Raw genomic sequence first — 21,586 nt, 5'->3', positions numbered from 1 at the left:
TCATGCCGCGACCCCTTCCCTCGTCGGCGAACCCGTATCGCTCACGATGCGCCCGTCGTGGATGCCGACCTGCCGCTGAGTGCGCTCCGCGATGTGTGCATCGTGGGTGATGATCACGACCGCGGTGCCGGAATCGGCGATCGAGGTGAGGAGCTCGAGGATGCGCTCGCCGGTGGTGGAGTCGAGCGCCCCCGTGGGCTCGTCGGCGAAGAGCACCGAGGGATTCCCGACGATCGCGCGGGCGATGGCCACCCGCTGCTGCTCCCCACCGGAGAGCTGCCCGGGGCGGTGCTTCATGCGGGCTCCGAGACCGACCCGTTCCAGGGCGGCCGCGGCACGCACCGCGCGCTCGCCCGCCGGCACTCCCGAGTAGAGGAGCCCGAGTGCGACGTTGTCGACTGCGGTGAGCGCCGGCAGCAGGAAGAACTGCTGGAACACGAATCCGATGCGGCGAGCGCGCAGAACCGCGCGCTCGCGTTCGGCGAGGGCTGCGGCATCCGTCCCATCGATCAGCACGGTGCCGCTCGTGGGGTCGTCGAGGGTACCCATGATCGAGAGCATCGTGCTCTTGCCCGATCCGGATGCTCCGACCACCGCCACCAGCTCGCCACTCTCGATCGCGAGACTCATGCCGTGCAGCACGCGCAGCGGTGGGCTGCCCGGGTACTCCTTGATCACGTCGACGAGTTCGACGACAGTTTCGGGCGTCATTGCGCCACCACCACCGCGTCGCCCGCCGCGAGGTCGCCGCCGACGACCTGCACCTTGGTGTCGGCGATCAGTCCGACTTCCACCGAGACTCGCTCGACCTTGCCGCCCTTGCGGAGCACATCGACCGCATAGCCGCCGTCGGTCGTCGCCACCAGGGCGGTGACCGGCACGACCAGCGCGTCCTTCACCTCCGAGGTCGCGAACACCACCTTGACCGCACGCAGTCCGATGCCCTCGGCGACGGCCGGATCGTCGAACTCCACGTTCGCGGTTGCCGGCGTGGACTCGCCCTCCTTCTCGGTCGGCTGACCGCCGGGGTCGACGGCGGTCACCGTCGCGGGCACCTCCGTCCCGTCCGGAAGGACCACGGTCACACGCGTGGCGGGCAGGATCTCTCGGGCCTGCGCGTCGGTGAGCTTGGCGACCACGCGCAGGGTGGTGCTGGTGTAGTTCAGCGGACTCGTTCCCGCCGGGTCTCCCAGCTTTCCCTTGACCGACTCGACACGCACCGAAGCGGCGGTGATCGCGACGACATCACCCAGCTTCACGATGCCGTCCTGCGGCACCCCGAGCGACTTCTGCCACGCCTTCACGTTGGTCTCTGTGACCGCAGTGAACTCGTCGTCCACCGTCATGTTCCTGCCGAAACCGAGATCGGCGAGAGCCTGCTCCAGCTGACGGACGTCCGGGCCCTTCTCGACGCCGACGCCGAGGTCGCGCCAGAACGGACGGTCGCCGCGCATCGCGATCACCGGCTTCCCGTCGACCTCGTAGATCGCCTGGCCGACGCCGATCACGTCACCAGCGGTCGGCAGGCGCGTGATGGTGCCGCCGCGACCCGGCAGCGTGATGGATGCCCCATAGCTGAGGGTGCCGTTCAACCGCAGGTCGGAGGTGAGCGTGGTGAGCTCCGCCTTGGCGGTGACCGGCTTCTTGCTGTCGTCCGGAGACTCGGCCACCGAACTCCAGGGCTGCAGCACCGCGAGCGCGACCGCCGCGGCTACGAGCAGCACCCCGACCGGCAGCAGCACCTTCGTCAGACGGCGGCTCATTCGTCGCCCCCGGAGGGCATGACGGTCGCCGCGGTGAAGGCGCCTTCGAAGTACTCGCTCATCAGGGCGAACCAGTCGAAGTCGACGGCTTCGATGCTCTCCTGCGTGAACATGGGCGGCATATCGCCCGCCTCCTCCGCGCACGCTTCGAGGAGGGTGCGCGCCTCATCTTCGGTGATGCCCTTGGGCAGTGTCAGCATGCCGTCGGAGTCGGGATCGGCGAAGTCCGTGAAGCCGTTGTCCCGTGCGCACGAGGCGAAGGCGAGCCCGGCCTCCGTGATCTCCTCGGGGGAGATCATCTGCGTCTCGGCGCCCTCCTTCATCGAGATGTCCGGCTCCGGTTGCGTGAATTCGGGGACCTTCTCCTCGCACGCCTCCCACGCGGCACGCTGACCGCCGTCCTCGGGAAAGCCGGAAGCGGCCGTCGACGCCATCCACGTGCCGTCGTCGTCCGTGAAGATCATCGTCATCGCCATCTCCTCGCCGTCGCCGGCGCTGACAGAAGCGGTGCTGTCGCTCAGCGTGCCCATCGCCCCGTCACCGGGAGCATCCGGCATCAACAAGCCGACCTGCCCGCCCTCGAGGATCTTCGCCGTCTGCCCCTCGTCGGTCAGGCAGCTCACGAACCGGGCGGCGGCCGCATCGTTGGCGCCGTCCTTCGCCTTGTCGTCGCCGGACGGGGCTGTGCAGGCGGAGAGCGCGAAGAGCGCCACGACAGCGGGCATCACCACCATGGAACGGCGTGCTTTCGAGTCGAACATGACTTTCCCTTTCTCGCGGTCGCAGCTCATCCGCGACGTGCAGTCAGTTCTACGGATGCGGTGGTTTGCTGTGGGTATGACGGCGCCTAACCGGAAACTAACCGCGGAACGCGCACCCTCGGAGACGGGAGGTGCCATGCGACTGCTGCTGGTGGAAGACGAGATCGACCTGGCCGACACGCTCGCCGACGGTCTGCGCCGCGAGGGATACCTGGTGGACGTCGCACGTGACGGTGCGAGCGCCTTGACCGCCGCCGCCTCGAACGACGTCGACGTGATCGTGCTCGACCGCGACCTGCCGGTGCTCAGCGGCGACGCCGTGTGCCGCACCCTCGTGGCGCAGGAGTACCCGGCGCGCATCCTCATGCTCACCGCGGCCGGCACCCTCAACGACCGCGTCGAAGGCCTCGATCTCGGCGCCGACGACTACCTCGCCAAGCCGTTCGCATATGTCGAGCTGCTCGCGCGCCTGCGCGCCCTCGGCCGCCGCGGACAATCGACGCGGGCGAGTGCGGTGCTCGAGTTCGCCGGGGTGCGCCTCGACGTCGTGCGGCGCATCGTCGAGCGCGACGGCACGCCGATCCGCCTCACGCTCAAGGAGTTCGGGGTGCTCGAGACGTTGCTCGCGGCGGAGGGCGGCTACGTCAGCGCCGACGATCTGCTCGACGAGGTGTGGGACGAGCCTCTCGAGCGCACCCGAGGCGTGGTCAAGATCGCGGTGCACACACTGCGCCGCAAGCTCGGGACTCCCGAGGTCATCCAGTCCGCTGCAGGACACGGGTATCGAGTGGGGACGACATGAGACGCATGAGCTTCCGCACCCGGCTGGTCATCATCATCGCCGGCGTGTTCATCGCCGCGGGGGCCGCGCTGCTCACGGTGCAGTACCTGGTGGTGCAGTCGCTGTTCGCCTCGGCCATCGACACGACGGCGGCGACCTGCGTGCCCGCGCTCTCGGTCACGCAGGTCACACCGGGGACGCCGGCCACCGACGGCACCGACGTCAACGGCGTCTCGCCGCTCACCGACAGCAGCGGCCTGCTCTACGGCACGACCAGTACCGGATGCAGCTATTTCGCCGAGACCACCGACGTCGCCGACTTCCAGGTGGCCACGCCGATGCAGACCGTGGCTCTCGATGCCGTCGAAGGAGCGGTACTGCAGCAGTCGACGTTCCTCGCGGACGAGGTCGGCAGCGGACTGCTGCTGTGGTCGATCGTGGTGCTCGTGGCCTTCACCGGGGTCGCCGCCGCGATCGCGTTCTGGCTCGCGCGGCGCTCGCTCGATCGCATCGGTGAGGTGACTGCCGCGGCGCGCGACATCTCGGAGCGCGACCTCGGGCGTCGCCTCGACCTCCCGGGCCCTGACGATGAGATCAAGGAGCTGGGCGACACGATCGACGGGATGCTCGACCGGCTGCAGTCGGCGTTCACCGCACAGGATCGCTTCGTCGCCAACGCTTCGCACGAGCTGCGCACCCCGCTGACCACGACCAGGACCGCCCTGGAGATCCCGCTCGAACAGGGGGCGGTGCCGGAGGAGCTGCAGGCCAACATGCAGCGCGCTCTGCGGGCCACTGAGCAGAGCGAGCGTCTCATCACGGCCCTGCTCGCCCTTGCCCGTGCCCGCACCGGGCTCGACGAGGTCGAACCGGTGGAGCTGAGCACGCTCATCGAGGATCAGGTCGACGACCTCGACACCCAGGAGATCGAGGTGCACGCGAACCTGCGCGACCTCACGGTCGAGGGCGATGCGATTCTGCTGGCCAGGGCCGTGCGCAACCTGCTCGAGAACGGCGTCCGCCACAACGTGCCGGGCGGCGAGCTGTGGGTGCGCTGCCGACGCGAACGCGGACGAGCCGTCATCGAGGTCGAGAACACCGGGGCGCCGATCACCCCTGCCACCGTGCAGCTGCTCACCGAGCCGTTCTACCGCGGCGATGCGAGTCGCACCTCGGCCGGCCCGGACGGCACCGGGCTGGGACTCGCGATCGTGCAGAGCATCGCCAAGACCCATGGCGGCGAGGTGCGCCTGCGGGCCCGCAAGGCCGGCGGTCTGATCGCCGCGATCGTCCTCCCGCTCTGAGAGGCGCCCTCCGCACCGCAGCCCCCACGCAGAAGCTCCGGTCGCACTTCCTGTCGCCCGGCGGACCGGGAAGCGGCAGGAAGTGCGACCGGAGCACACCTCTGAGACGGGTTCGCGTCAGCTGGTGACGGCCCAGTCGAACTGGTCGCCGTACTCCTTCAGCCACGCGTCGACCGCGTCGGCTTCCTTGCCCTCGCCGTACTCGTTCACCACGAGGTCTTCGAGTGCGCCGTACTGCGCGTCGTCGAGCTTGATCTTCTCGATCAGCTCAGCGGCCTCGGGGAACTCCTCCGCGAAGCCCTTGGTGCCCAGGAAGTGCAGGCCCTCGGCCTTGCCCATGGCGCCCTTCGGGTCTTCGAGGTCCTTCACGGGGAAGGCATCGTTGGCCCAGAACGGACGCCACAGCGTCACGACGATGTCCTCCTGCTTGTCGGTCGCGGTCTTCAGCTCGGTGAGCATGGCCGCGGTCGACGAGGTCACGAGTTCGTACTCGCTGTCGAGTCCGTACTCGGGCATCATCTTCTGGGTCTGGGCGGTGAGACCCGCGCCCGGCTCGATGCCGTAGATCTTGCCGTCGAACTCGGCGCCCTTGCCCACGAGGTCCTCGATCGAGGTGAGCTCGGAGTACTCGGGCACGGCGAGCGTGAGCTTGGCGTTCTCGTAGTACTTGCCCAGATCCTCGATGTCGTCGCCGTACTTCTCCATGTACGAGGCGTGGGTGAGCTCGGGCCAGGCCGACGGGTACATGTCGACGTCACCCTGCGCGAGCCCGGTGTAGAGCGGCCCTGCCTCGGTGAGCGTCTTCATCTCGACCGTGTAGCCGATCTTCTCGAGCTGGTCCTGCAGCAGGTAGGCGGTGCTGAGGCCGTCGGTCCACGAGGGCAGGAAGCCCAGCGTGATCGTGCCCTTGTCGTCGGACGAGCCGTCGCCGCCGCCCGTACCGCCGGCGCCGTCGCCGCTGCATCCGGCGAGGGTGAGCGCCGCTGCGGCACCGAGCGCTGTGATTGCGAGGATCTTCTTCTTCATGTGATTTCTCTCTCTTGCGTTCCGTATGGGTGTTGTTTCGTAGGGGTGTGAGTCAGTGCACTCCGCCGCCGACGGCGTTGCGGCGCGGTGCGACCGCGGCCTGCTCCGCCGCGTCCGCGGCATCCTTCTGCTCGATGACCTCGGGAGCGGGAGCGGATGCTGTTCCGCCACCGTTCGGAGTGCGTCGGCGCTCGATCATGCCGAGCAGCGACGACCGGTTCTCGCCCGGCGCGCCCAGCGCCGCGGTGACGCGGTCGAGGAAGACCGCGATCAGCACGACGCCGAGGCCGGCCTCCACGCCCTTGGGGATGTTGATCGTCGAGATCGCCTCGACGACCATCTTCCCGAGACCGTCCGCGCCGGCCATACCGGCGATGACCGCCATCGACAGGGCGAGCATGATGACCTGGTTGACGCCGGCCATGATGGTCGGCATCGCGAGTGGCAGCTGGATGCCGCGCAGGATCTGACCGGGCTTCGCGCCGAAGGCCTGTCCGGCCTCGACGGTCTCGGAGTCGACGCCGCGGATGCCGAGCTCGGTCAGGCGCACGCCGGGAGGCAGCGCGAAGATCACGGTGGCCACCAGACCCGGCACCACGCCGATGCCGAAGAAGACGATCGCGGGGATCAGGTACACGAACGCCGGCATGGTCTGCATGAAGTCGAGCACGGGCTTGAGCACCGCGCGCACCGTGGCGTTGCGTGCCGACCAGATGCCGAGCGGCACCGCGATCAGTACCGCGATCACGGCGGCGACGAGCACCAAGGCGAGAGTCTGCATCGCGGGGACCCAGAGGTCCATCCCCACGATCAGCGCGAACGACACGATCGTGCCGATCGCGAGCTGCCAGGAGCGCACGACCCAGGCGATGAGTGCGGCGATCACGATGATGACCACGAAATTCGGGGCGAGGAGCGCTCGCGTGAGACCGTCGACGAGGAAGCTCATCACGAACGAGATCACATCGAGCAGGCCGTCGAGGTTGTCCTTGATCCAGTCGACAGCGGACTCGATCCAGATTCCGATGGGAATGCGGAAGCCGTCCATCAGCGCACCTCCTCGGTGGTCGGGGCATCGACCGGGTCGGCGGTCCACCCGTCATCGAGCACGGCATCGATCTCGGCCTGGGGCATCGGCATCATCGGCAGGGTGATCTCCTCGGTCGCGCCGGGGCCGGGGCCGAGGGCGGCGAGCAGCGTCACACGCGGAATCACGCCGACGAGTCGACCGTCGGCGTCGATCACGGCGAGCGGCAGCGGAGACTCGACGGCGGGGACGAAGAGGTTCATCAGCACGTCGTCCTCGCGCACGCTCTGCAGCACGGGCTTGATGATCGAATCGAGGGTGGTCGCGCCGTTGCGCACGAGCTTGACCGCATCCCGGTCGGTCACGACGCCCACGAGCTGCCGGTCGCGGCCGACGACGTAGGTGGCCGACATGTACGCGTCGCGCATCTGCCGCAGCGCCGTGCGGGGGCCGGCGGTGTGCGGCACGACGGGGCGCGGGCGCTCCATCACGTTCGCGGCGGTGAGCACGCGAGCGCGGTCGACGTCTTGCACGAACTGCTCGACGTAGTCGTTGGCCGGGTCCATCAGGATGTCCTCCGGCGTGCCGATCTGCACGATACGGCCGTCACGCATGACGGCGATGCGGTCGCCCAGGAACATGGCCTCGTTCAGGTCGTGGGTGATGAACACGATCGTCTTCTGCAGCTTCTGCTGCAGTTCGAGCAGTTGCTCCTGCATCTCGCGGCGGATCAGCGGGTCGAGGGCACTGAACGCCTCATCCATCAACAGGATGTCGCTGTCGGCGGCGAGCGCACGAGCGATGCCCACGCGCTGCTGCATTCCCCCGGAGAGTTCGGAGGGGAGCTTCTCACCCTGGCCTTCGAGTCCGACCAGGGAGAGGATCTCTTCCGCCTTGGCCAGGCGCTCGGCCTTGGGCGTGCCCTTGAGTTCGAGCGGGTAGGCGACGTTCGCGGCGACCGAGCGGTGCGGCAGCAGGGCGAAGTGCTGGAACACCATCGAGATGCGGTCGCGACGGATCTCGCGGAGCTTCGACGACGGGATTCCCGTGATGGGCTCGCCGTTCACCGTGACGGTTCCGTCGGTGACGTCGTGCAGCCCGTTGAGCATGCGGATGATGGTGGACTTGCCCGATCCGGACAGGCCCATGATGACGAAGATCTCACCGCGGTTGACGGTGAAGCTGGCGTCGATGACTGCCGCGGTACCGGAATCCGCGACGGCGGCTCGGCTCTCACCGGCTTTCAATCGACGGACGGCGGTGTTCGGATTCTTCCCGAAAACCTTGTACAGATGGCGCGCTTCTAGAGCGATTTCGGACACGTTTCCCCCGCGGCTCGCCTTCGGGTGGCTGAGCCTGCTTCGGTTACGCCCGGGTGAGGCTCTCGGGGCCGTTCGACGTGTTCGCTGTGGCGGCACAGACGGCGGATTTCGGATCCGCCGCGATAGAGCATCGACCGTACGTCCACGCCTCTTCGCAGCACAGCTCATCGAAAGAAGGACGTGGTCGCGGACTGGTCTTCGGGCCGTCAGGCCCACGTTCCAACGTAACGAAATGGCCGATCAGGGGCAAATCCTGAGTCGACGGCACGCTCGGGATTCCGTAGCTGACCGGGGGATTGCACGGGTATTCAACAATCCCTGCTCCGGTGGTTCGCCGTCAGGATTCAGCCGTTTCGGCACGTCGGATGCTGCGCGTCACGGTGAACTTCGGGGTGCGCTCCACCTGCGCGGTGGCACCGATCAGACGGGTGAGCTCGGGGCGATACGCGAGTGACGAGTTGTAGACGGTGAAGAGCACGCCACCCGGTCGGAGCACGCGTGCCGCGGCCTCGAACAGGCGCGTCGCCGCCCCCGTGTGGATGCTCGCGCCGAGGTGGAACGGCGGGTTCAGCAGCACCACATCGACGGACGCGTCCGGCAGCGCGGAGGCCGCGTCGTCATGGGTGACCGTGACCCGGTCGGCGACGCCGTTCGCGGCGACCGTCGCCCGCGCAGAGGCGACCGCGGCGGCGGATCGGTCGGTTGCCGTCACGCGTGCATCGGGGTGAGCGAGCGCGTACGAGACGGCGAGAGCGCCGGTGCCACAGCCGAGATCGAGCACGTGTGGCGCCGCCGCACCGTCTGCGACTGCGCCGCCCTCGTGCTGTACGGGCTGAAGCGCGAGCGCGTCGAGCAGCACCCGGGTTCCGATGTCGAGGCGCGCGCCCGCGAACGCACCGCCGTGGGCGACCAGCGTCAGCCCGTCGTGCTGCGCGGTCACCGGGAATGGCGGCTCGGCGGAGACCGGCAGTGCGTCCGACGCCACGATCAGACGCGACTTCCGCTCGGCGCGTTGGGCCTGAACCTGTGCGAAACTGCGTCCCAACACCTCGTTCTGGCTGAGGGTCATGTGCTTCACGCGACCCCCCGCGACGAGCACCACGTCGGGGGCCGCCCAGCGGGCGACGGCATCAGCGATCTCCTCGAGCTCGGCGAGCGACTTCGGCAGCTGCAGCAGCACCAGTTTCGCGCCGGTGAGCAGTTCGGCATCGAGTTCGCCCGGGCGGAACGATCCGCCGAAACCCAGACCATCCGACTCTCCTGCGGCGTGTTGCGGGGTGACGCGCCGTACCGGGGTGCCCTGGTCTCCGTTTCGGCCGTCCGCGACGGCGAGTCCGAGCTCCTCGGCGTTGCGCATCAGAGCCCGGCGACCGGTCGCGAGGTCCTGATGCACGCGGATGCCGTGCCTCCCGGCCTCGACGAGCGCAAGCGTGATCGCGCCGTACTCATCACCGATCACGACGGTGTCAGAGCCGGGGATGTCGAGGGAGAGCGCCCGCTCGACGAGCAGCAGATCGGTCGCGTCATACGCCTGGAGGTTGTCCGCCTCGACGTCGGGCCAGCGGCGCAGGCGACTGTAGGGGAACTCCGGCACCTGCCCACTGTACGCGGGCGCCGTAAGGATTTCGCATGGGTTGTTTTCGCCCGATTCACAAGTTTGTGAATCGGGCGTACGCTCCCGCGCATGACCACCGTCATCGCCACCCGCAACCTCACCAAGCACTACGGCCACGTGCACGCGCTCGACAGCCTCGACCTCACCGTCGAGCACGGCCAGGTGCACGGCTTCCTCGGCCCGAACGGCGCGGGCAAGTCGACCACGATCCGCATCCTCCTCGGCCTCGCACGGCGCACCGGCGGCGAGGCGACCGTGTTCGACGAGGATCCCTGGAACCATGCCGTCGAACTGCACCGACGCATCGCGTACGTGCCCGGCGACGTCAGCGTCTGGCCCAACCTGTCGGGAGGGGAGGCCGTCGATCTGCTCGCACGGCTGCGGGGAGCTCGCACGAAGGACGCCGCCTACCAGCACGAGAAGAAGCGGCTGATGGACGCGTTCCAGTTCGATCCGCGCAAGAAGGGCCGCGCCTACTCGAAGGGAAACCGGCAGAAGGTCGCCCTCATCGCGGCGTTCGCGGTGCCCGCCGACCTCTACATCCTCGACGAGCCCACCAGCGGCCTCGATCCCCTGATGGCGGTCATCTTCCAGCGCGAGGTCGCCCGTGCGCATGCGAACGGTGCGACCGTGCTGCTGTCGAGCCACATCATGAGCGAGGTCGAGCAGCTGTGCGACCGGGTGTCGATCATCCGTGCCGGGCGCATCGTCGAGACCGGCACGCTCACGGAGCTTCGGCATCTCACGCGCAGCGACGTGTCGTTCACCCCCTCGGGAGCCACTCTCGACCAGGTCGCCCGCATCCCCGACGTGCACGACCCCGAGCAGCAGGGCGACCGCATCCGCCTCGCCGTCGACAGCGACCACACGGCCACCGTGCTCCCCGCGCTCGCGGCTCTCGGCATCAGCGACCTGCGCGTGGCGCCCCCCTCGCTCGAAGAGCTGTTCCTGCGCCACTACGGCGATGATCTCGCCACACTCGAAGCCGCGGAAGACGGTGGGACAAGCGACGCCGCACCCACCACTCGCCGGGAACGCCGCGCATCGAAGGGTCGTGCGTGATGAGCGCCTTCGGCGTGCTGCTCCAGCAGCGGCTGCGGCGCGACTGGCTGCAGTTGACACTGTGGATCGTGGGCACCGCACTGATGGCCTTCGCGGGATACGCCGGTGTCAGCCAGTCGTACGCGACCCTCGCCGACCGGCAGAACATCCTGGCCGCCGCGCTCGCGAACCCGGTGATCCTGATGTTCCGCGGCCTCCCCTCCGGCACGTCCGAGGGCGCCTTCCTCGCCTTCGAGGTGCTGCCGTGGCTGGCGCTGCTGGCCGCTCTCATGAGCACCTTCCTCGCGGTTCGGCACACCCGCGGCGATGAGGAGGCCGGGCGCGCCGAGCTCGTCTGGGCGACTCCGGCCGGTCGCCGCCTGCCGACGATCGCCACCATCGTGCACGGCATCCTGGCCAACATCGTGCTGGCCGTGCTCACGGCTCTCGCGCTCGTCGCTGCCGGGCTTCCGGTTGCGGGGTCGCTCCTCGCGGGGGCGGCAGCGGCGTCCTGCGGCATCGCGTTCCTCGGCATCGCCCTGCTCGCGGCGCAGCTCATGCGCACCTCGCGCGGCGCGAACTCGCTCACGGTCTGGGTGCTCGTCGCGACGTTCCTCATCCGTGGAATCGGCAACGCGGCGGGAACTCCGAGCGACGACCTCACGAGCATGACCAGCGCCTGGCCCGCTTGGCTCTCCCCGTTCGGCTGGGCGGAGCAGACCCGCCCGTACGACACCGATCTCGTCTGGCCGATGCTGCTCGGCCTCGGTTTCGGGTTGGTGCTCGCCGGGGCATCCGTCGCTCTGCAGTCCCTGCGCGACATCGACGCCAGCTTCGTCGCGGAGCGCCGCGGCCGGCTGTCGGCACGGCCCGCCCTCGCCTCGCCGCACGCCCTGGTCTGGCGGCTCACCTCCGGCTCGATCGTGGGCTGGGCGATCGGAGGCGCCATCACGGGTATCCTCGCCACCACGCTGAGCGGACTGGTCGATCAGATCTCGGGAGAGAACCCGGCCGTCGCCGACATCCTGAAGAAGATCGGCGGCGCGACCGGTGGGCTCGAAGAGGTCGTGGTGACGGTGTTCTTCACCCTCCTCGGCATCCTCGCCGCGTGCTGCGCCGTGCAGACCGTGGTGCGCGCACGACAGGAAGAGGCGCATGGCACCGCCGAAGCCGTGCTCGCCACCCCGGTCGGACGCGTGCGCTGGCTCGCCGACTTCGTGATCGTCGGCGTCGTGGCCGTGCTGATCGTGGTCGCCGCCGCGGTGCTCGCGGGCTGGGTCGGCATCCTGTCCAACGGAGGCGATGATTCGCTGTACCGCATCGTCGCGGTGGCAGGACTCGGCCAGGCGGTCGCGGCCTCGATCTTCGCCGTGCTCGCCGCCCTCGTCTTCGTGCTCCTCCCGCGAGCGACGACCGCCGTGGCATGGAGCCTCGTGCTGCTCGCGGCTCTGCTCGGCATGTTCGGACCGCTGTTCGGACTTCCCGAGTGGAGCGCGAACCTCTCGCCGTTCGCGGTCACCCCGGTGGTCGATGGCAACGGTGTGGACATGCGCGGCTTGTGGTGGCTCGTGCTCGCGCTGGCCGCAGGATGCGCGGGAGCCCTGACCCTGATGCGACGCCGCGAGCTCGCCCCCGGCGCCTAGGAGGCAGCATGCGCGACGACAGCGACGGGGCCGCACCGAAGACGGATGCCGCGAGCTCGGGCGACGCCGTCGGCGAAGCATCCGCCGCCGACTCCCACCGCGGGATGGAACCCGCCGAGCAGGCCGCCGCGATGATGACCGCCGCCGGGATGCCACGCATGCCCGCCCGCGTGATGATGGCGCTGATCGCCGCCCCCGAGGATGGATACACGGCCGCTCAACTGGGTGAACGCCTCGGCGTCTCAGCGGCCGCCGTCTCGGGTGCGGTGCGATATCTGCAGCAGCTGCACTTCATCCAGCGCCGCTCGCGTCCCGGCGACCGGCGCGACCGCTACGAGTTCGTGCACGACCCGTTCTACAGCTCGATCGTCGGGAACATGCCCGTGTACTCGCGCCTCTCCGAGTACATCGACGACATCGCCGCCGCGCACGACGACGACCAGGGCGCCCATGACCGGGCCGTCGAGCTCGCCGAGTTCTTCCGCTTCCTCTCCACACGCATGCTGCAGATCGTCGACGACTGGCGCGAGCACCGCCGCGGCTGACCCCCGCCCCCGTCCGTCCGTCCGTCCGTCCGTCCGAAACGGAGACCATCCGCGTGCGCTCGGGCGTGCCGCGCGTCGACGCGCCGCGCCCGGGTCGAATGCTCTGGGTTTTCGCACACAAGACGACGAGGGGTTGACACCCGCGCGGGTTGTATGGTTACTTAGTCGAGTAAGTAACCCACTAACCCAGCGGAGGAATCGTGATCGAAGAAGGCAAGCCGCTCTTCCTCCAGATCGCCGAGCAGATCGAGGACTCGATCGTCGACGGCTCACTCGCCGAGGAGGCGCAGGCTCCTTCCACGAACGAGTTGGCCGCGTTCTATCGCATCAACCCCGCCACCGCAGCGAAGGGAGTCGCCGTGCTCACCGATAAGGGAGTGCTCTACAAGCGCCGAGGGATCGGCATGTTCGTCGCCGACGGTGCCAGGGAAGTCCTCCTCGGCGAGCGCCGCGCGCTGTTCGCCGACCGCTACATCGATCCGCTCCTCGCCGAGGCCCGCACGCTCGGGCTCGGCGCCGAAGACCTCGCGGCGCTGCTCCGACAGCGAGCCGCACTGACCACCGACGCAGAAGGGAAGACCCCCGCATGACCGCCGTCATCGAGGTGCAGAACCTCAGCAAGCGCTACAAGGAGAAGCGAGCACTCGACAACGTGTCGCTCGCCATCGAGGGGGGCGCCATCTACGGCCTCCTCGGTCGCAACGGTGCAGGGAAGACGACGCTCATGTCGATCCTCACGGCCCAGAACTTCGAATCGTCCGGCACCGTGAAGGTGTTCGGTGAGCACCCGTACGAGAACGCGCACGTGCTCAGCCGGATCTGCTTCGTCCGCGAGAGCCAGAAGTATCCGGACGACGCGTACCCCAAGCACGCCTTCAAGGCCGCGAGCCTGTTCTTCCCGAACTGGTCTCAGACCCTCGCCGACGAGCTCATCGCCGAGTTCCAGCTGCCGATGAAGCAGACGATCAAGAAGCTCTCCCGCGGCCAGCTCTCGGCGGTCGGGGTGATCATCGGCCTCGCCTCGCGCGCCGAGATCACCTTCTTCGACGAGCCCTACCTCGGCCTCGACGCCGTCGCCCGGCAGATCTTCTACGACCGGCTGGTCGAGGACTATGCGGAGCACCCCCGCACCGTCATCCTCTCGTCGCACCTGATCGACGAGGTCTCCAACCTCATCGAGAAGGTCATCGTGATCGACAACGGCCAGATCCTCCTGAACGAGGACACGGATGCCGTGCGCGACCGGGCCGTGACCGTGGTGGGCGACGCCGCCAAGGTCGACGCCTGGGTCGGCGACCGCGAGGTGCTGCACCGTGAGGCACTCGGACGGGTGGCATCCGTCACGGTCCTGGGTGCCGTCTCGCCGCAGGAGCGCGCCGACATCGCGGCCTCCGGGCTCGACCTCGCCCCGGTCTCGCTGCAGCAGTTGATCGTGCGCCTCACGCAGAAGGCCGACTCCACGAGATCGTCCGCCGCGAAAGAGGAGGTGCGCTGATGCGACGCACATTCAACGTCATCCGCCTGCAGCTGATCAACAAGGGCACCTTCCTCTGGTACCCCCTGATGATCCTCGCCGCGGCCACCGTGATCTCGATCCTGATCTATGCGCTGATCCCCGTCGACACCCCCAAGTACGGCGGAGGAGGTCAGGCACCGCTCTGGTACTTCTTCGCGGTCGGGATGTCGGCGATGACCCTGACGTTCCCGTTCTCCCAGGCCATGAGCATCACGCGCCGCGAGTTCTTCTTCGGCACCATGCTGACCGCGACGCTCGCCAGCACGCTCATGGGCGTCCTCTTCCTGATCGGCGGTGGCATCGAGGTCGCCACGAACGGCTACGGGGTGAACGGCTACCTGTTCTACCTGCCGTGGCTGTGGGAGGCAGGACCACTCGGGGCCTTCGTCGTCTTCTTCACCCTCGCCCTGTTCTTCTTCGTGATCGGCTTCACCGGCGCGACGATCTACAAGAGCTGGGGTCAGCTGGTGCTGCTGATCGTCAGCATCGGACTCGGGCTCCTGCTGGTCGGGCTGGTGTTCCTGTGGACCCGGCTCGAGCTGTGGGGAGACGTCGGGGCGACCATCATGAATCTCGGCGCCCTCGGCCTCGCGCTCTGGGGCCTCCTCATCACCCTCGCCCTGATGGGCGTCTCGTTCCTCGCGTTCCGCAGGACGATCCCCTAGCATGCCCCTCTCACCGACGCCGGTCACCCTCGGGTGGCCGGCGTCGTCGCGTGCGGGCGGTGCCACATGCCGGCGATGTGCGCCCGTCGCGTGCGCGCTACCGGTACCCCGCCCGGGACGCAACCCACTCGCCTCCCCCGCGGCGGCCGCCTAGGCTCACGGAACCACACGCCCCGACTGCGCCCACCCCCGACCGAAGCGCCCCACCCCCGACCGAGAGGACGCCGTGGCCCAGACCCGCACCCGGCTCCGTGTACGACGAGCAGGAGTCCAGCGCGCGCTCCACGACGCCGTGCGCCCCGCCCGCCTGCTGCTCGTCGCCAAGACGACCCTCGCGGTCGGACTGGCGTGGATGATCGCTCCACACATGCCCGGGGTCACCGACGAGTACCCGTACTACGCACCGCTCGGGGCCCTGTTGAGCATGTATCCGACGCTGATGGGCTCGGCGAGGTCGAGTCTGCAGACCCTGCTCGGTCTCGCCACGGGCATCGGGCTCGCCACGATCGTGGTGCTGACGATCGGCCCGACCTGGTGGAGCATCCCGCTCGTCGTCGGCGTCGGAGTGCTGCTCTCGGGCACGGGGTGGTTCGGCGTCGGTCGCGAGTATGTGCCGATGGCCGCACTGTTCGTGCTGATCATCGGCGGGCAGGACGCCGACGACTACTCGCTCGGCTACCTGACCCAGACGGCAGTCGGGGTGGTCGTCGGTCTGCTGGTGAACCTCGTGATCGCCCCGGCACCCCTGACCGTCGCGGCAGCCGGGCGGGTGGCGGCCTTCCGGGACCAGCTGGCCGCGCACCTGCACGACATCGGCTCCGCGGTCTCGGAGTCGTGGCCACCCGAGCACGAGCAATGGGCCGACGATGCGGCCTCTCTCGCCGACACGTCCTCCGAGCTGCGGTCGGCTCTGACCGAGGCGGACGAGAGCAGACGCGGCAACCCTCGCGCCAAGGGCCATCGCTCGCGGATCCAGCAGAGCCACGATGAACTGGCCGCGCTCGATCGCATCGCGCACCTGATCCGCGACATCTCCGACGAGATCGCCGACACCATCTGGGATCGGCCGGCCGGCCTGGCGCTCGACCCCGCCCTGCCGGATCCCCTGTCCGCGGCCTGTCATGCAGTCGCCGATGTGATCGCACGCGGTGATGCCTCATCCAGCGAGGATCACCGTGCCCGCGGCGAGGCGGCCCGCGCGATCCGGCTGCTTCTCGAGACCATCGACGACCGCACCATCGACGTCCGACGGTCGATGGGCCCCGGCGTGCTGACCGCCATGCACCTGCGGCGCATCCTGATCCTGAGCGGGACGCCCGCTCCGACGGAAGGGTAGTCGGCCGCAGCCGCGTCAGATGGTGTCGTCGGCAGCGATCAGATCCATCTGCCAGTAGCGACCTTCCGGGTCTGCATCGTCGTGCGCATCGTCGGCGGCGCTCAGGATGTCGTTGATCTTCACCATCACGTCGTCGAACTCCGACTCGGTGAGCCGGATGGTGCGCTGGGTGAACGCGGCGTGCACCTCGGCCGTGCGCCCGGCGACGTATTCCGGGGTCCAGGCGATCACTCGACGGATCAGATCCTGATGGTCCTCGACGAGGGCGGCGATCACCGCAGAGCCGAGGGCTTCATCGGCGACCGGACTCTCCGGCCCTCCGACGTTGAGTGCGCCCTTGTGACCGGTCCAGACGCGATCGCGCCGGTCGCGAGCCCTGTCGGGCGCCTCCTGGATGAGACCGGCGTCGGCGAGCGCGCGCAGATGGAAGCTGGCGCTGTTCGCCGGCACGCCGAGCTCCGTCGCGATATCGGCGGCGCGGAGGAACTCCCGCCGCGAGAACAGCCGGATCATCTGGCGCCGCAGCGGGTGCGAGTAGGCCTTGAGCATGGCCGAGGTCATCCAGACGGGATCGTCGCTCGTGCTCTTCGCGGTGTCCTCCGTCATGTGCCGATCCTACCCGCACCCAGAATTGCGCAATAAGACTTGCGCAATTGTTCTTGCGCATCTACTCTCGACCCATGACCACCGTCACCGAGCCCCACCGCCTGTGGCGCAACACCCGATACCTCACCTGGCTGGTGAGCGACACGAGCAAGGGCCTCGCGGCCTCCCTGTTCGGCTTCGCCATCCCGCTGCTCGCCCTGATCGTGACGAACGACCCCGCGCAGGCCGGCATCATCGGCGGTGCGGGGATGGTCGCCCGACTCCTCATGACGCTGGCCGGCGGCGTGTTGGCCGACCGCCACCGCCGCATCGCGTTGATGCTCCTCGGCTCGCTCATCGGCATCGTGCTCGCGGGCGGCTTCACCCTGCTCGCCCTCGGCGATGCGATGACGTTCGGGTCGCTGCTGGTGATCGATGTGCTGCTCGCCGCGCGCAGTGGGCTCTTCGACGTCGCGGGCGAGAGCGCGATCAAGGAGATCGTGCCCGACGACGCGATGGGCCGCGCCCAAGCCGCGAACCAGGGACGCGATGCCGCCCTCCAGCTCGCCGGCGGTCCGCTCGGCGGCCTGCTGCTGGGCGTGGGCGGATGGCTCGTCGGCGTGGTCATGACGTTGTGTCACGCGATCGCGGCCCTGACCGCGTGGATGCTGGGGCGTCAGGTGCGTCGTGCCGGAGTGGTCGATGCGGGCGAAAACCCAGACGATCTGCGTGCTGTGCGGCGCGTCGAGCCCGAACACGCGGCGGGCACAGCGGATGGTCTGGGTCGCGGCACCTCGACAACCCCGCCCGCGGCAAGACCCAACGCGTGGAAAGAGCTCCGCGAGGGATTCGGGTGGCTGCTCTCCCGCCCCGACCTCGGCGGGGTGCTGCTCATCACGACGGTCATCAACCTCGGCTTCAACGCCACGATCACCACCATCATCTACGCCCTCCAGCAGGACGGGTACTCCGAGCTGCTGATCGGCGCCCTGAGCGCGTCGATCGGAGCCGTGATGCTCGTCGGCGCCGTCTGTGCGCCGCTGCTCGTACCGCGGATCAAGGCCGGCGTCCTGACCATCGCCGGGCTCACCGTCGTCTCGATCGGCGCGATCGCCCTCTCGATGGTGACCGACCCCTGGGCCATCGCGGTGGTGCTCGGCGCCTCGGTCCTCCTGATCCCCGCACTCAACGCCGGGATGATGGGCTACTTCATGGTCGCCACCCCGAGCCACCTGCTCGGGCGCGCGAACAGTGCTGCCGGCGTTCTCGGCATGGGCGCGATGCCGCTCGCACCGCTCATCGCGGGCTTCGGGCTCGCGTGGATCGGGAGGGAGTGGACCATCCTGATCTGCGCCGCGCTCTGCCTGATCTCGGTCGTGCTCGCCGTGAGCAACAGGGCGCTGCGGGCGCTGCCGGTCGAATCGGGCTGGGCCGAGCACGCGAAACAGTACGAGACGACCTGACCCCGCCCGGCGGCGAGGCCCGACCCTTCGGCCTAGAGTGCGCCGGTCAGTGCCGCGATGCCGGCGAGCAGGGAGACCAGGGCGAGTACCAGCGCGATACCGATGAGCACGGCGTGCACTTTGAGGAACGCGGTGGCCTTGCCGTTCGCATCGCGCGCCCGCGGATCCTTGGCGACGCGCTTGTAGAACTGCGGCCAGACGAGGGCATTGAAGGCGGCGTTGAGGAACAGCACGACAGCAAGGGGGATCACCCCTCCACGCTATCGAGTTCGCCTATGTGCGCCGACAGCCGACCGGCCGCCGGATTCTTGGATGCAGACATGTATCAGAAAGCCCTTGCCGCGCTCCTGGTAGGTGTGATCACAATGGGCTTCATGATCGACGGTGCACCCGGCACCGCTCACGATCCTGCCTCGGACGACGGGCGCGCACGCTGGGAGCGCGCCGCGGATCTGTTCGGTGCATGGCGCGAGAGCGACGGCCGCGCGATGGACGAGCTCGTACGGCTGATGACGCCCGTGCTCTGGCACGTCGTGCGCGCCTACGGGCTCGAACGCACCCTCGCCGAAGACGTCGTGCAGACCACATGGCTGCAGCTCGTGCGCGGACACGGATCCATCAGCGACCCCCGGGCCGTGTCGGCCTGGCTCACGACCACCGCGCGACGCGAGGCCTGGAAGGTCGCGAAGGCGCACGGCAAGGTCGACACGGCCGAGGCTGACGACCTCGACACGCTTCTTCCCGAGCAGGCTTCGGCCGAGGAGCACGCCACGATCGGCGACGAGAACCGTCGTCTGTGGTCGGCCGTGCGCCGCCTCAACGAACGCTGCCAGAAGCTGCTGCGCGTGATCGCCTTCGAGGATCGCCCGGACTACGCGCGCATCGCCAGCGACCTCGCCATGCCCATCGGCAGCATCGGTCCCACGCGGAACCGATGCCTCGCCAAGCTGCGCGCTCTGCTGGACGCGCCGCCGACAGCGCAGGCAGGGGGACTCGCATGACCGAGCACGAGGACGCCCAGATGCTCTCCCGGCTCCGCTCACTCTGGGAAGAGGTCGACCCGGTGCCTGCGGGCCTGATCGATCGCATGGTCGCCGCGGTCGCCGCCGATGGCTTGAACCGCGAGTACGCGCTGCTCACCCTGGTCGAAGGGCAGCTCGGCGCGGTGCGAGGCGAGGCGGATGCGCTCACCCTGCAGTTCAGCGATGGCGCCACGAGCATCCTGCTGCACGTGACGACGACCGCTTCCGGTCGCCGTCGCGTCGACGGCTGGGTCGACACCGCGGCGGCGGAGATCGTGCTGACCCAGGGCGAGAAGACCAGGGCGGTCTCGCCGGAGGAGACCGGACGCTTCGTCTTCGACGACGTGTCGCCGGGGCTCACCCGCGTGCGCCTGACGACCGTGGTCGGGGACGAGACGCGCACGCTCGCGACCCCGCAGTTCGAGCTGTGACCGCGGGCGCCGCCCGTCGATGAGGACGCGGGGTGACCCGCAGGGAGAGGATGACGCATGGATCAGCCCAAGGGATGGACCTGGCAGGACCGCGCGGAGGGATCGATCCGCCGGGGCACGGCACTCGATCCGAGCACGGAACCCGTTGACGGCGTCCGCGCGTTTCCCACGGCGTATCTGCCGGAGCGGCTGTTGATCACGCGAGCGCTCGGCGACGAAGAGGCCTACGACCGCGAGGTGCGGACGCTCCGTGATGCGGCCGACACCTTCGGATGGCAGCTCGAGGTCGAGGACGACACCCGCGCCGCGGCTGACGGCGAGCTGGTTCCGGGCGTTCCCGGCTTCCTCCGCGCACGACTGCGCACCCCCGATGAACCGGTCCGCGGCGAATCGCCGGTCGCACCCGACGCCTGGCGCGTCCTCCAGCGCGCCCGCCGCATGTCGCGCTCCACGATGCCGCGGACGAGCCTCGACCACGTGCTGTCGATCGATCCGGTCGGGCTCAATCCGTTCACCAGGACGAACCCCTTCACCCGCACCAACCCGTTCACGCGCACCAACCCGGTGCGCGGCGCCGGAGGGGGCGCTGGCGGCAGCGACGACTACCTCGAGCCCGGACGCGGCGCGCGACAGCCCGTGACCTGGCTGGGCCCCGCTCCGGTGCGCGGGCCTGCTCCGAAGCGCGGACGGCGGCCCGTCGTGGCGGTGCTCGACACCGGTTGCGGCGAGCACGCCTGGCTGCCCGCCGACATCGTCACCCGCACGATCGACCTCGACGGCGTGCCGGTGGGGCTGACCGACGACGCCGATCCGGAACGCTACCCCGACCTCTACGGGCAGCTCGACGGCGAGATCGACGCGGTCGCCGGGCACGGCACCTTCATCGCCGGGCTCGTCCGACAGGCGGCTCCGGATGCCGACATCCTCTCGATCCGGGTGGCCGGAGCCCTCGGAGTGGTCGACGAGAGCACGCTGCTCGAGACCGTCGCCCAGGTCGTGACGCTGCTCGCCCGCCACCGGGAAGACCCGACGACGGGCTTCCCGATCGATGTGCTGAACCTGTCGCTCAGCTATTACCACGAGACACCCACCGACGGCCTGTTCAGCCTCACGCTGTACCAGCTGCTCGCGAAGGCGCGCGAGCTCGGCTGCGTGGTCGTGTGCTCGGCTGGCAACGATGCGATCGACCGCCCTTCGTTCCCCGCGTCGCTCTGGCCCTGGCCCGGTGCCGACAACGGCATCCGCCCCGATAAGGACGCACCGCTCGTGTCGGTCGGAGCGCTCAACCCCTCGGCGCAGTCGGTCGCCCTCTTCTCGAACATCGGCCCGTGGGTCCGGGCCTATGCGCCGGGCGCAGCCGTGGTGAGCACGTCGCCCGCGTTCGTGGGCGGCACCCAGGCGGTGACGAGAGCCGACGTCGACGGGCTCCGCCGCGAGACGATCGACCCCGACGACTATCGCGGCGGCTTCGCGGTGTGGAGCGGCACCTCGTTCTCCGCCCCGTACGTGGCCGCGCGCGTCGCCGCGCAACTCGGTACCGTGCCGGTCGGCGGCGTCAGCCCCGCAGCTGCGGCGAAAGCCGTCGCCGCGGTCCTGAAGTCGCTTCCGGATCCCGTCGACCTCACCTGACCCCCGCTCGACGCACCCCCGGGACGAGCCGTCCGTACCGATGCGGGCGGCCCGTCCTGGTGCGCGGGGTGTCCCGCGGAATCCGCGCTCTTCCCCTGCAGGCCCGACGCA

Annotated in this window: 22 protein-coding genes; 13 read left to right on the top strand and 9 right to left on the bottom strand. The window is 69.1% G+C overall.

Going from position 1 to position 21,586, the window contains the following annotated elements:
- Genes ACIQLD_RS12870 through ACIQLD_RS12860 form a run of 3 tightly spaced genes read right to left on the bottom strand, consistent with a single transcriptional unit; the run spans position 1 to position 2,524 of the window.
- Positions 1-711: an ABC transporter ATP-binding protein gene (locus ACIQLD_RS12870; protein WP_402608372.1), complete on the bottom strand. Its 711-nt coding sequence runs from the start codon at positions 709-711 to the stop codon at positions 1-3.
- Positions 708-1,763, bottom strand: a complete 1,056-nt coding sequence (locus ACIQLD_RS12865; protein ID WP_402608371.1) for a peptidoglycan-binding protein — start codon at positions 1,761-1,763, stop codon at positions 708-710. The genes ACIQLD_RS12870 and ACIQLD_RS12865 overlap by 4 nt, the downstream gene beginning before the upstream one ends.
- Positions 1,760-2,524: a hypothetical protein gene (locus ACIQLD_RS12860; protein WP_402608370.1), complete on the bottom strand. Its 765-nt coding sequence runs from the start codon at positions 2,522-2,524 to the stop codon at positions 1,760-1,762. The genes ACIQLD_RS12865 and ACIQLD_RS12860 overlap by 4 nt, the downstream gene beginning before the upstream one ends.
- Before the next feature lie 136 nt (positions 2,525-2,660).
- Between ACIQLD_RS12860 and ACIQLD_RS12855 the strand changes: the two genes are divergently transcribed.
- The gene (locus ACIQLD_RS12855; protein ID WP_402608369.1) at positions 2,661-3,326 is read left to right on the top strand and encodes a response regulator transcription factor; all 666 of its coding nucleotides are present in this window, start codon (positions 2,661-2,663) and stop codon (positions 3,324-3,326) included.
- A 5-nt stretch (positions 3,327-3,331) separates the two neighbouring features.
- Positions 3,332-4,609 carry a sensor histidine kinase gene (locus ACIQLD_RS12850; RefSeq protein ID WP_402608368.1) on the top strand — a complete coding sequence of 426 codons (1,278 nt, stop codon included), beginning with the start codon at positions 3,332-3,334 and terminating at the stop codon, positions 4,607-4,609.
- Between the two features lie 117 nt (positions 4,610-4,726).
- On the opposite strand, the gene ACIQLD_RS12845 is transcribed toward ACIQLD_RS12850, so the two are convergent.
- From ACIQLD_RS12845 to ACIQLD_RS12830, 4 genes are all read right to left on the bottom strand, one after another.
- Positions 4,727-5,635, bottom strand: coding sequence for a glycine betaine ABC transporter substrate-binding protein (locus tag ACIQLD_RS12845; protein ID WP_402608367.1), 909 nt, complete (start codon positions 5,633-5,635; stop codon positions 4,727-4,729).
- Positions 5,636-5,687: 52 nt separating this feature from the next.
- Positions 5,688-6,683, bottom strand: a complete 996-nt coding sequence (locus tag ACIQLD_RS12840) for an ABC transporter permease (protein WP_402608366.1) — start codon at positions 6,681-6,683, stop codon at positions 5,688-5,690.
- On the bottom strand, positions 6,683-7,984 hold the full coding sequence (locus ACIQLD_RS12835) for a glycine betaine/L-proline ABC transporter ATP-binding protein (RefSeq protein WP_402608365.1): 1,302 nt from the start codon (positions 7,982-7,984) through the stop codon (positions 6,683-6,685). Before ACIQLD_RS12835 ends, ACIQLD_RS12840 begins: the two co-directional genes overlap by 1 nt.
- A gap of 337 nt (positions 7,985-8,321) precedes the next feature.
- Positions 8,322-9,578, bottom strand: coding sequence for a class I SAM-dependent methyltransferase (locus tag ACIQLD_RS12830; RefSeq protein ID WP_402608364.1), 1,257 nt, complete (start codon positions 9,576-9,578; stop codon positions 8,322-8,324).
- Between the two features lie 90 nt (positions 9,579-9,668).
- Here ACIQLD_RS12830 and ACIQLD_RS12825 point away from each other — a divergent pair, with 90 nt between their 5' ends.
- From ACIQLD_RS12825 to ACIQLD_RS12795, 7 genes are all read left to right on the top strand, one after another.
- Complete coding sequence (locus ACIQLD_RS12825) at positions 9,669-10,661, top strand: ATP-binding cassette domain-containing protein (protein ID WP_402608363.1); 993 nt, start codon at positions 9,669-9,671, stop codon at positions 10,659-10,661.
- A complete protein-coding gene (locus ACIQLD_RS12820; protein ID WP_402608362.1) occupies positions 10,661-12,283 on the top strand; it encodes an ABC transporter permease in 1,623 nt (540 codons plus the stop codon). The genes ACIQLD_RS12825 and ACIQLD_RS12820 overlap by 1 nt, the downstream gene beginning before the upstream one ends.
- An 8-nt stretch (positions 12,284-12,291) precedes the next feature.
- Complete coding sequence (locus tag ACIQLD_RS12815) at positions 12,292-12,828, top strand: GbsR/MarR family transcriptional regulator (RefSeq protein ID WP_402608361.1); 537 nt, start codon at positions 12,292-12,294, stop codon at positions 12,826-12,828.
- Between the two features lie 200 nt (positions 12,829-13,028).
- Positions 13,029-13,418, top strand: a complete 390-nt coding sequence (locus tag ACIQLD_RS12810) for a GntR family transcriptional regulator (RefSeq protein WP_402608360.1) — start codon at positions 13,029-13,031, stop codon at positions 13,416-13,418.
- Complete coding sequence (locus ACIQLD_RS12805; RefSeq protein ID WP_402608359.1) at positions 13,415-14,323, top strand: ABC transporter ATP-binding protein; 909 nt, start codon at positions 13,415-13,417, stop codon at positions 14,321-14,323. The genes ACIQLD_RS12810 and ACIQLD_RS12805 overlap by 4 nt, the downstream gene beginning before the upstream one ends.
- On the top strand, positions 14,323-15,009 hold the full coding sequence (locus tag ACIQLD_RS12800; RefSeq protein WP_402608358.1) for a hypothetical protein: 687 nt from the start codon (positions 14,323-14,325) through the stop codon (positions 15,007-15,009). Before ACIQLD_RS12805 ends, ACIQLD_RS12800 begins: the two co-directional genes overlap by 1 nt.
- A gap of 226 nt (positions 15,010-15,235) precedes the next feature.
- Positions 15,236-16,345: an aromatic acid exporter family protein gene (locus ACIQLD_RS12795; RefSeq protein WP_402608357.1), complete on the top strand. Its 1,110-nt coding sequence runs from the start codon at positions 15,236-15,238 to the stop codon at positions 16,343-16,345.
- A gap of 15 nt (positions 16,346-16,360) precedes the next feature.
- Here the strand turns inward: ACIQLD_RS12795 and ACIQLD_RS12790 are convergent, their stop codons facing one another.
- The gene (locus ACIQLD_RS12790; RefSeq protein ID WP_402608356.1) at positions 16,361-16,951 is read right to left on the bottom strand and encodes an ArsR/SmtB family transcription factor; all 591 of its coding nucleotides are present in this window, start codon (positions 16,949-16,951) and stop codon (positions 16,361-16,363) included.
- Positions 16,952-17,025: 74 nt separating this feature from the next.
- On the opposite strand from ACIQLD_RS12790, the gene ACIQLD_RS12785 reads away from it, so the two are divergent.
- Positions 17,026-18,393 carry an MFS transporter gene (locus ACIQLD_RS12785; protein ID WP_402608355.1) on the top strand — a complete coding sequence of 456 codons (1,368 nt, stop codon included), beginning with the start codon at positions 17,026-17,028 and terminating at the stop codon, positions 18,391-18,393.
- Between the two features lie 32 nt (positions 18,394-18,425).
- Here the strand turns inward: ACIQLD_RS12785 and ACIQLD_RS12780 are convergent, their stop codons facing one another.
- Complete coding sequence (locus ACIQLD_RS12780) at positions 18,426-18,644, bottom strand: SCO4848 family membrane protein (protein ID WP_402608354.1); 219 nt, start codon at positions 18,642-18,644, stop codon at positions 18,426-18,428.
- A 69-nt stretch (positions 18,645-18,713) separates the two neighbouring features.
- On the opposite strand from ACIQLD_RS12780, the gene ACIQLD_RS12775 reads away from it, so the two are divergent.
- The 3 genes from ACIQLD_RS12775 to ACIQLD_RS12765 are packed head-to-tail and all read left to right on the top strand — an operon-like array spanning position 18,714 to position 21,475.
- On the top strand, positions 18,714-19,394 hold the full coding sequence (locus tag ACIQLD_RS12775; RefSeq protein ID WP_402608353.1) for an RNA polymerase sigma factor: 681 nt from the start codon (positions 18,714-18,716) through the stop codon (positions 19,392-19,394).
- On the top strand, positions 19,391-19,846 hold the full coding sequence (locus tag ACIQLD_RS12770; protein WP_402608352.1) for a hypothetical protein: 456 nt from the start codon (positions 19,391-19,393) through the stop codon (positions 19,844-19,846). The genes ACIQLD_RS12775 and ACIQLD_RS12770 overlap by 4 nt, the downstream gene beginning before the upstream one ends.
- A gap of 57 nt (positions 19,847-19,903) precedes the next feature.
- The gene (locus ACIQLD_RS12765; protein WP_402608351.1) at positions 19,904-21,475 is read left to right on the top strand and encodes a S8 family peptidase; all 1,572 of its coding nucleotides are present in this window, start codon (positions 19,904-19,906) and stop codon (positions 21,473-21,475) included.
- The last annotated feature ends 111 nt before the right edge of the window (positions 21,476-21,586 follow it).

It is taken from the genome of Microbacterium sp. NPDC091662, from assembly GCF_044756705.1.
Lineage (GTDB): Bacteria > Actinomycetota > Actinomycetes > Actinomycetales > Microbacteriaceae > Microbacterium.
This window is presented reverse-complemented; position numbering and strand designations above follow the sequence as displayed.

Coding starts and splice junctions, on each gene's coding strand:
- ACIQLD_RS12785 (WP_402608355.1), top strand. CDS start 17,026: ATGACCACCGTCACCGAGCCCCACCGCCTGTGGCGCAACACCCGATAC.
- ACIQLD_RS12775 (WP_402608353.1), top strand. CDS start 18,714: ATGTATCAGAAAGCCCTTGCCGCGCTCCTGGTAGGTGTGATCACAATG.
- ACIQLD_RS12800 (WP_402608358.1), top strand. CDS start 14,323: ATGCGACGCACATTCAACGTCATCCGCCTGCAGCTGATCAACAAGGGC.
- ACIQLD_RS12840 (WP_402608366.1), bottom strand. CDS start 6,683: ATGGACGGCTTCCGCATTCCCATCGGAATCTGGATCGAGTCCGCTGTC.
- ACIQLD_RS12860 (WP_402608370.1), bottom strand. CDS start 2,524: ATGTTCGACTCGAAAGCACGCCGTTCCATGGTGGTGATGCCCGCTGTC.
- ACIQLD_RS12855 (WP_402608369.1), top strand. CDS start 2,661: ATGCGACTGCTGCTGGTGGAAGACGAGATCGACCTGGCCGACACGCTC.
- ACIQLD_RS12815 (WP_402608361.1), top strand. CDS start 12,292: ATGCGCGACGACAGCGACGGGGCCGCACCGAAGACGGATGCCGCGAGC.
- ACIQLD_RS12845 (WP_402608367.1), bottom strand. CDS start 5,635: ATGAAGAAGAAGATCCTCGCAATCACAGCGCTCGGTGCCGCAGCGGCG.
- ACIQLD_RS12820 (WP_402608362.1), top strand. CDS start 10,661: ATGAGCGCCTTCGGCGTGCTGCTCCAGCAGCGGCTGCGGCGCGACTGG.
- ACIQLD_RS12865 (WP_402608371.1), bottom strand. CDS start 1,763: ATGAGCCGCCGTCTGACGAAGGTGCTGCTGCCGGTCGGGGTGCTGCTC.
- ACIQLD_RS12825 (WP_402608363.1), top strand. CDS start 9,669: ATGACCACCGTCATCGCCACCCGCAACCTCACCAAGCACTACGGCCAC.
- ACIQLD_RS12770 (WP_402608352.1), top strand. CDS start 19,391: ATGACCGAGCACGAGGACGCCCAGATGCTCTCCCGGCTCCGCTCACTC.
- ACIQLD_RS12790 (WP_402608356.1), bottom strand. CDS start 16,951: ATGACGGAGGACACCGCGAAGAGCACGAGCGACGATCCCGTCTGGATG.
- ACIQLD_RS12870 (WP_402608372.1), bottom strand. CDS start 711: ATGACGCCCGAAACTGTCGTCGAACTCGTCGACGTGATCAAGGAGTAC.
- ACIQLD_RS12805 (WP_402608359.1), top strand. CDS start 13,415: ATGACCGCCGTCATCGAGGTGCAGAACCTCAGCAAGCGCTACAAGGAG.
- ACIQLD_RS12850 (WP_402608368.1), top strand. CDS start 3,332: ATGAGCTTCCGCACCCGGCTGGTCATCATCATCGCCGGCGTGTTCATC.
- ACIQLD_RS12765 (WP_402608351.1), top strand. CDS start 19,904: ATGGATCAGCCCAAGGGATGGACCTGGCAGGACCGCGCGGAGGGATCG.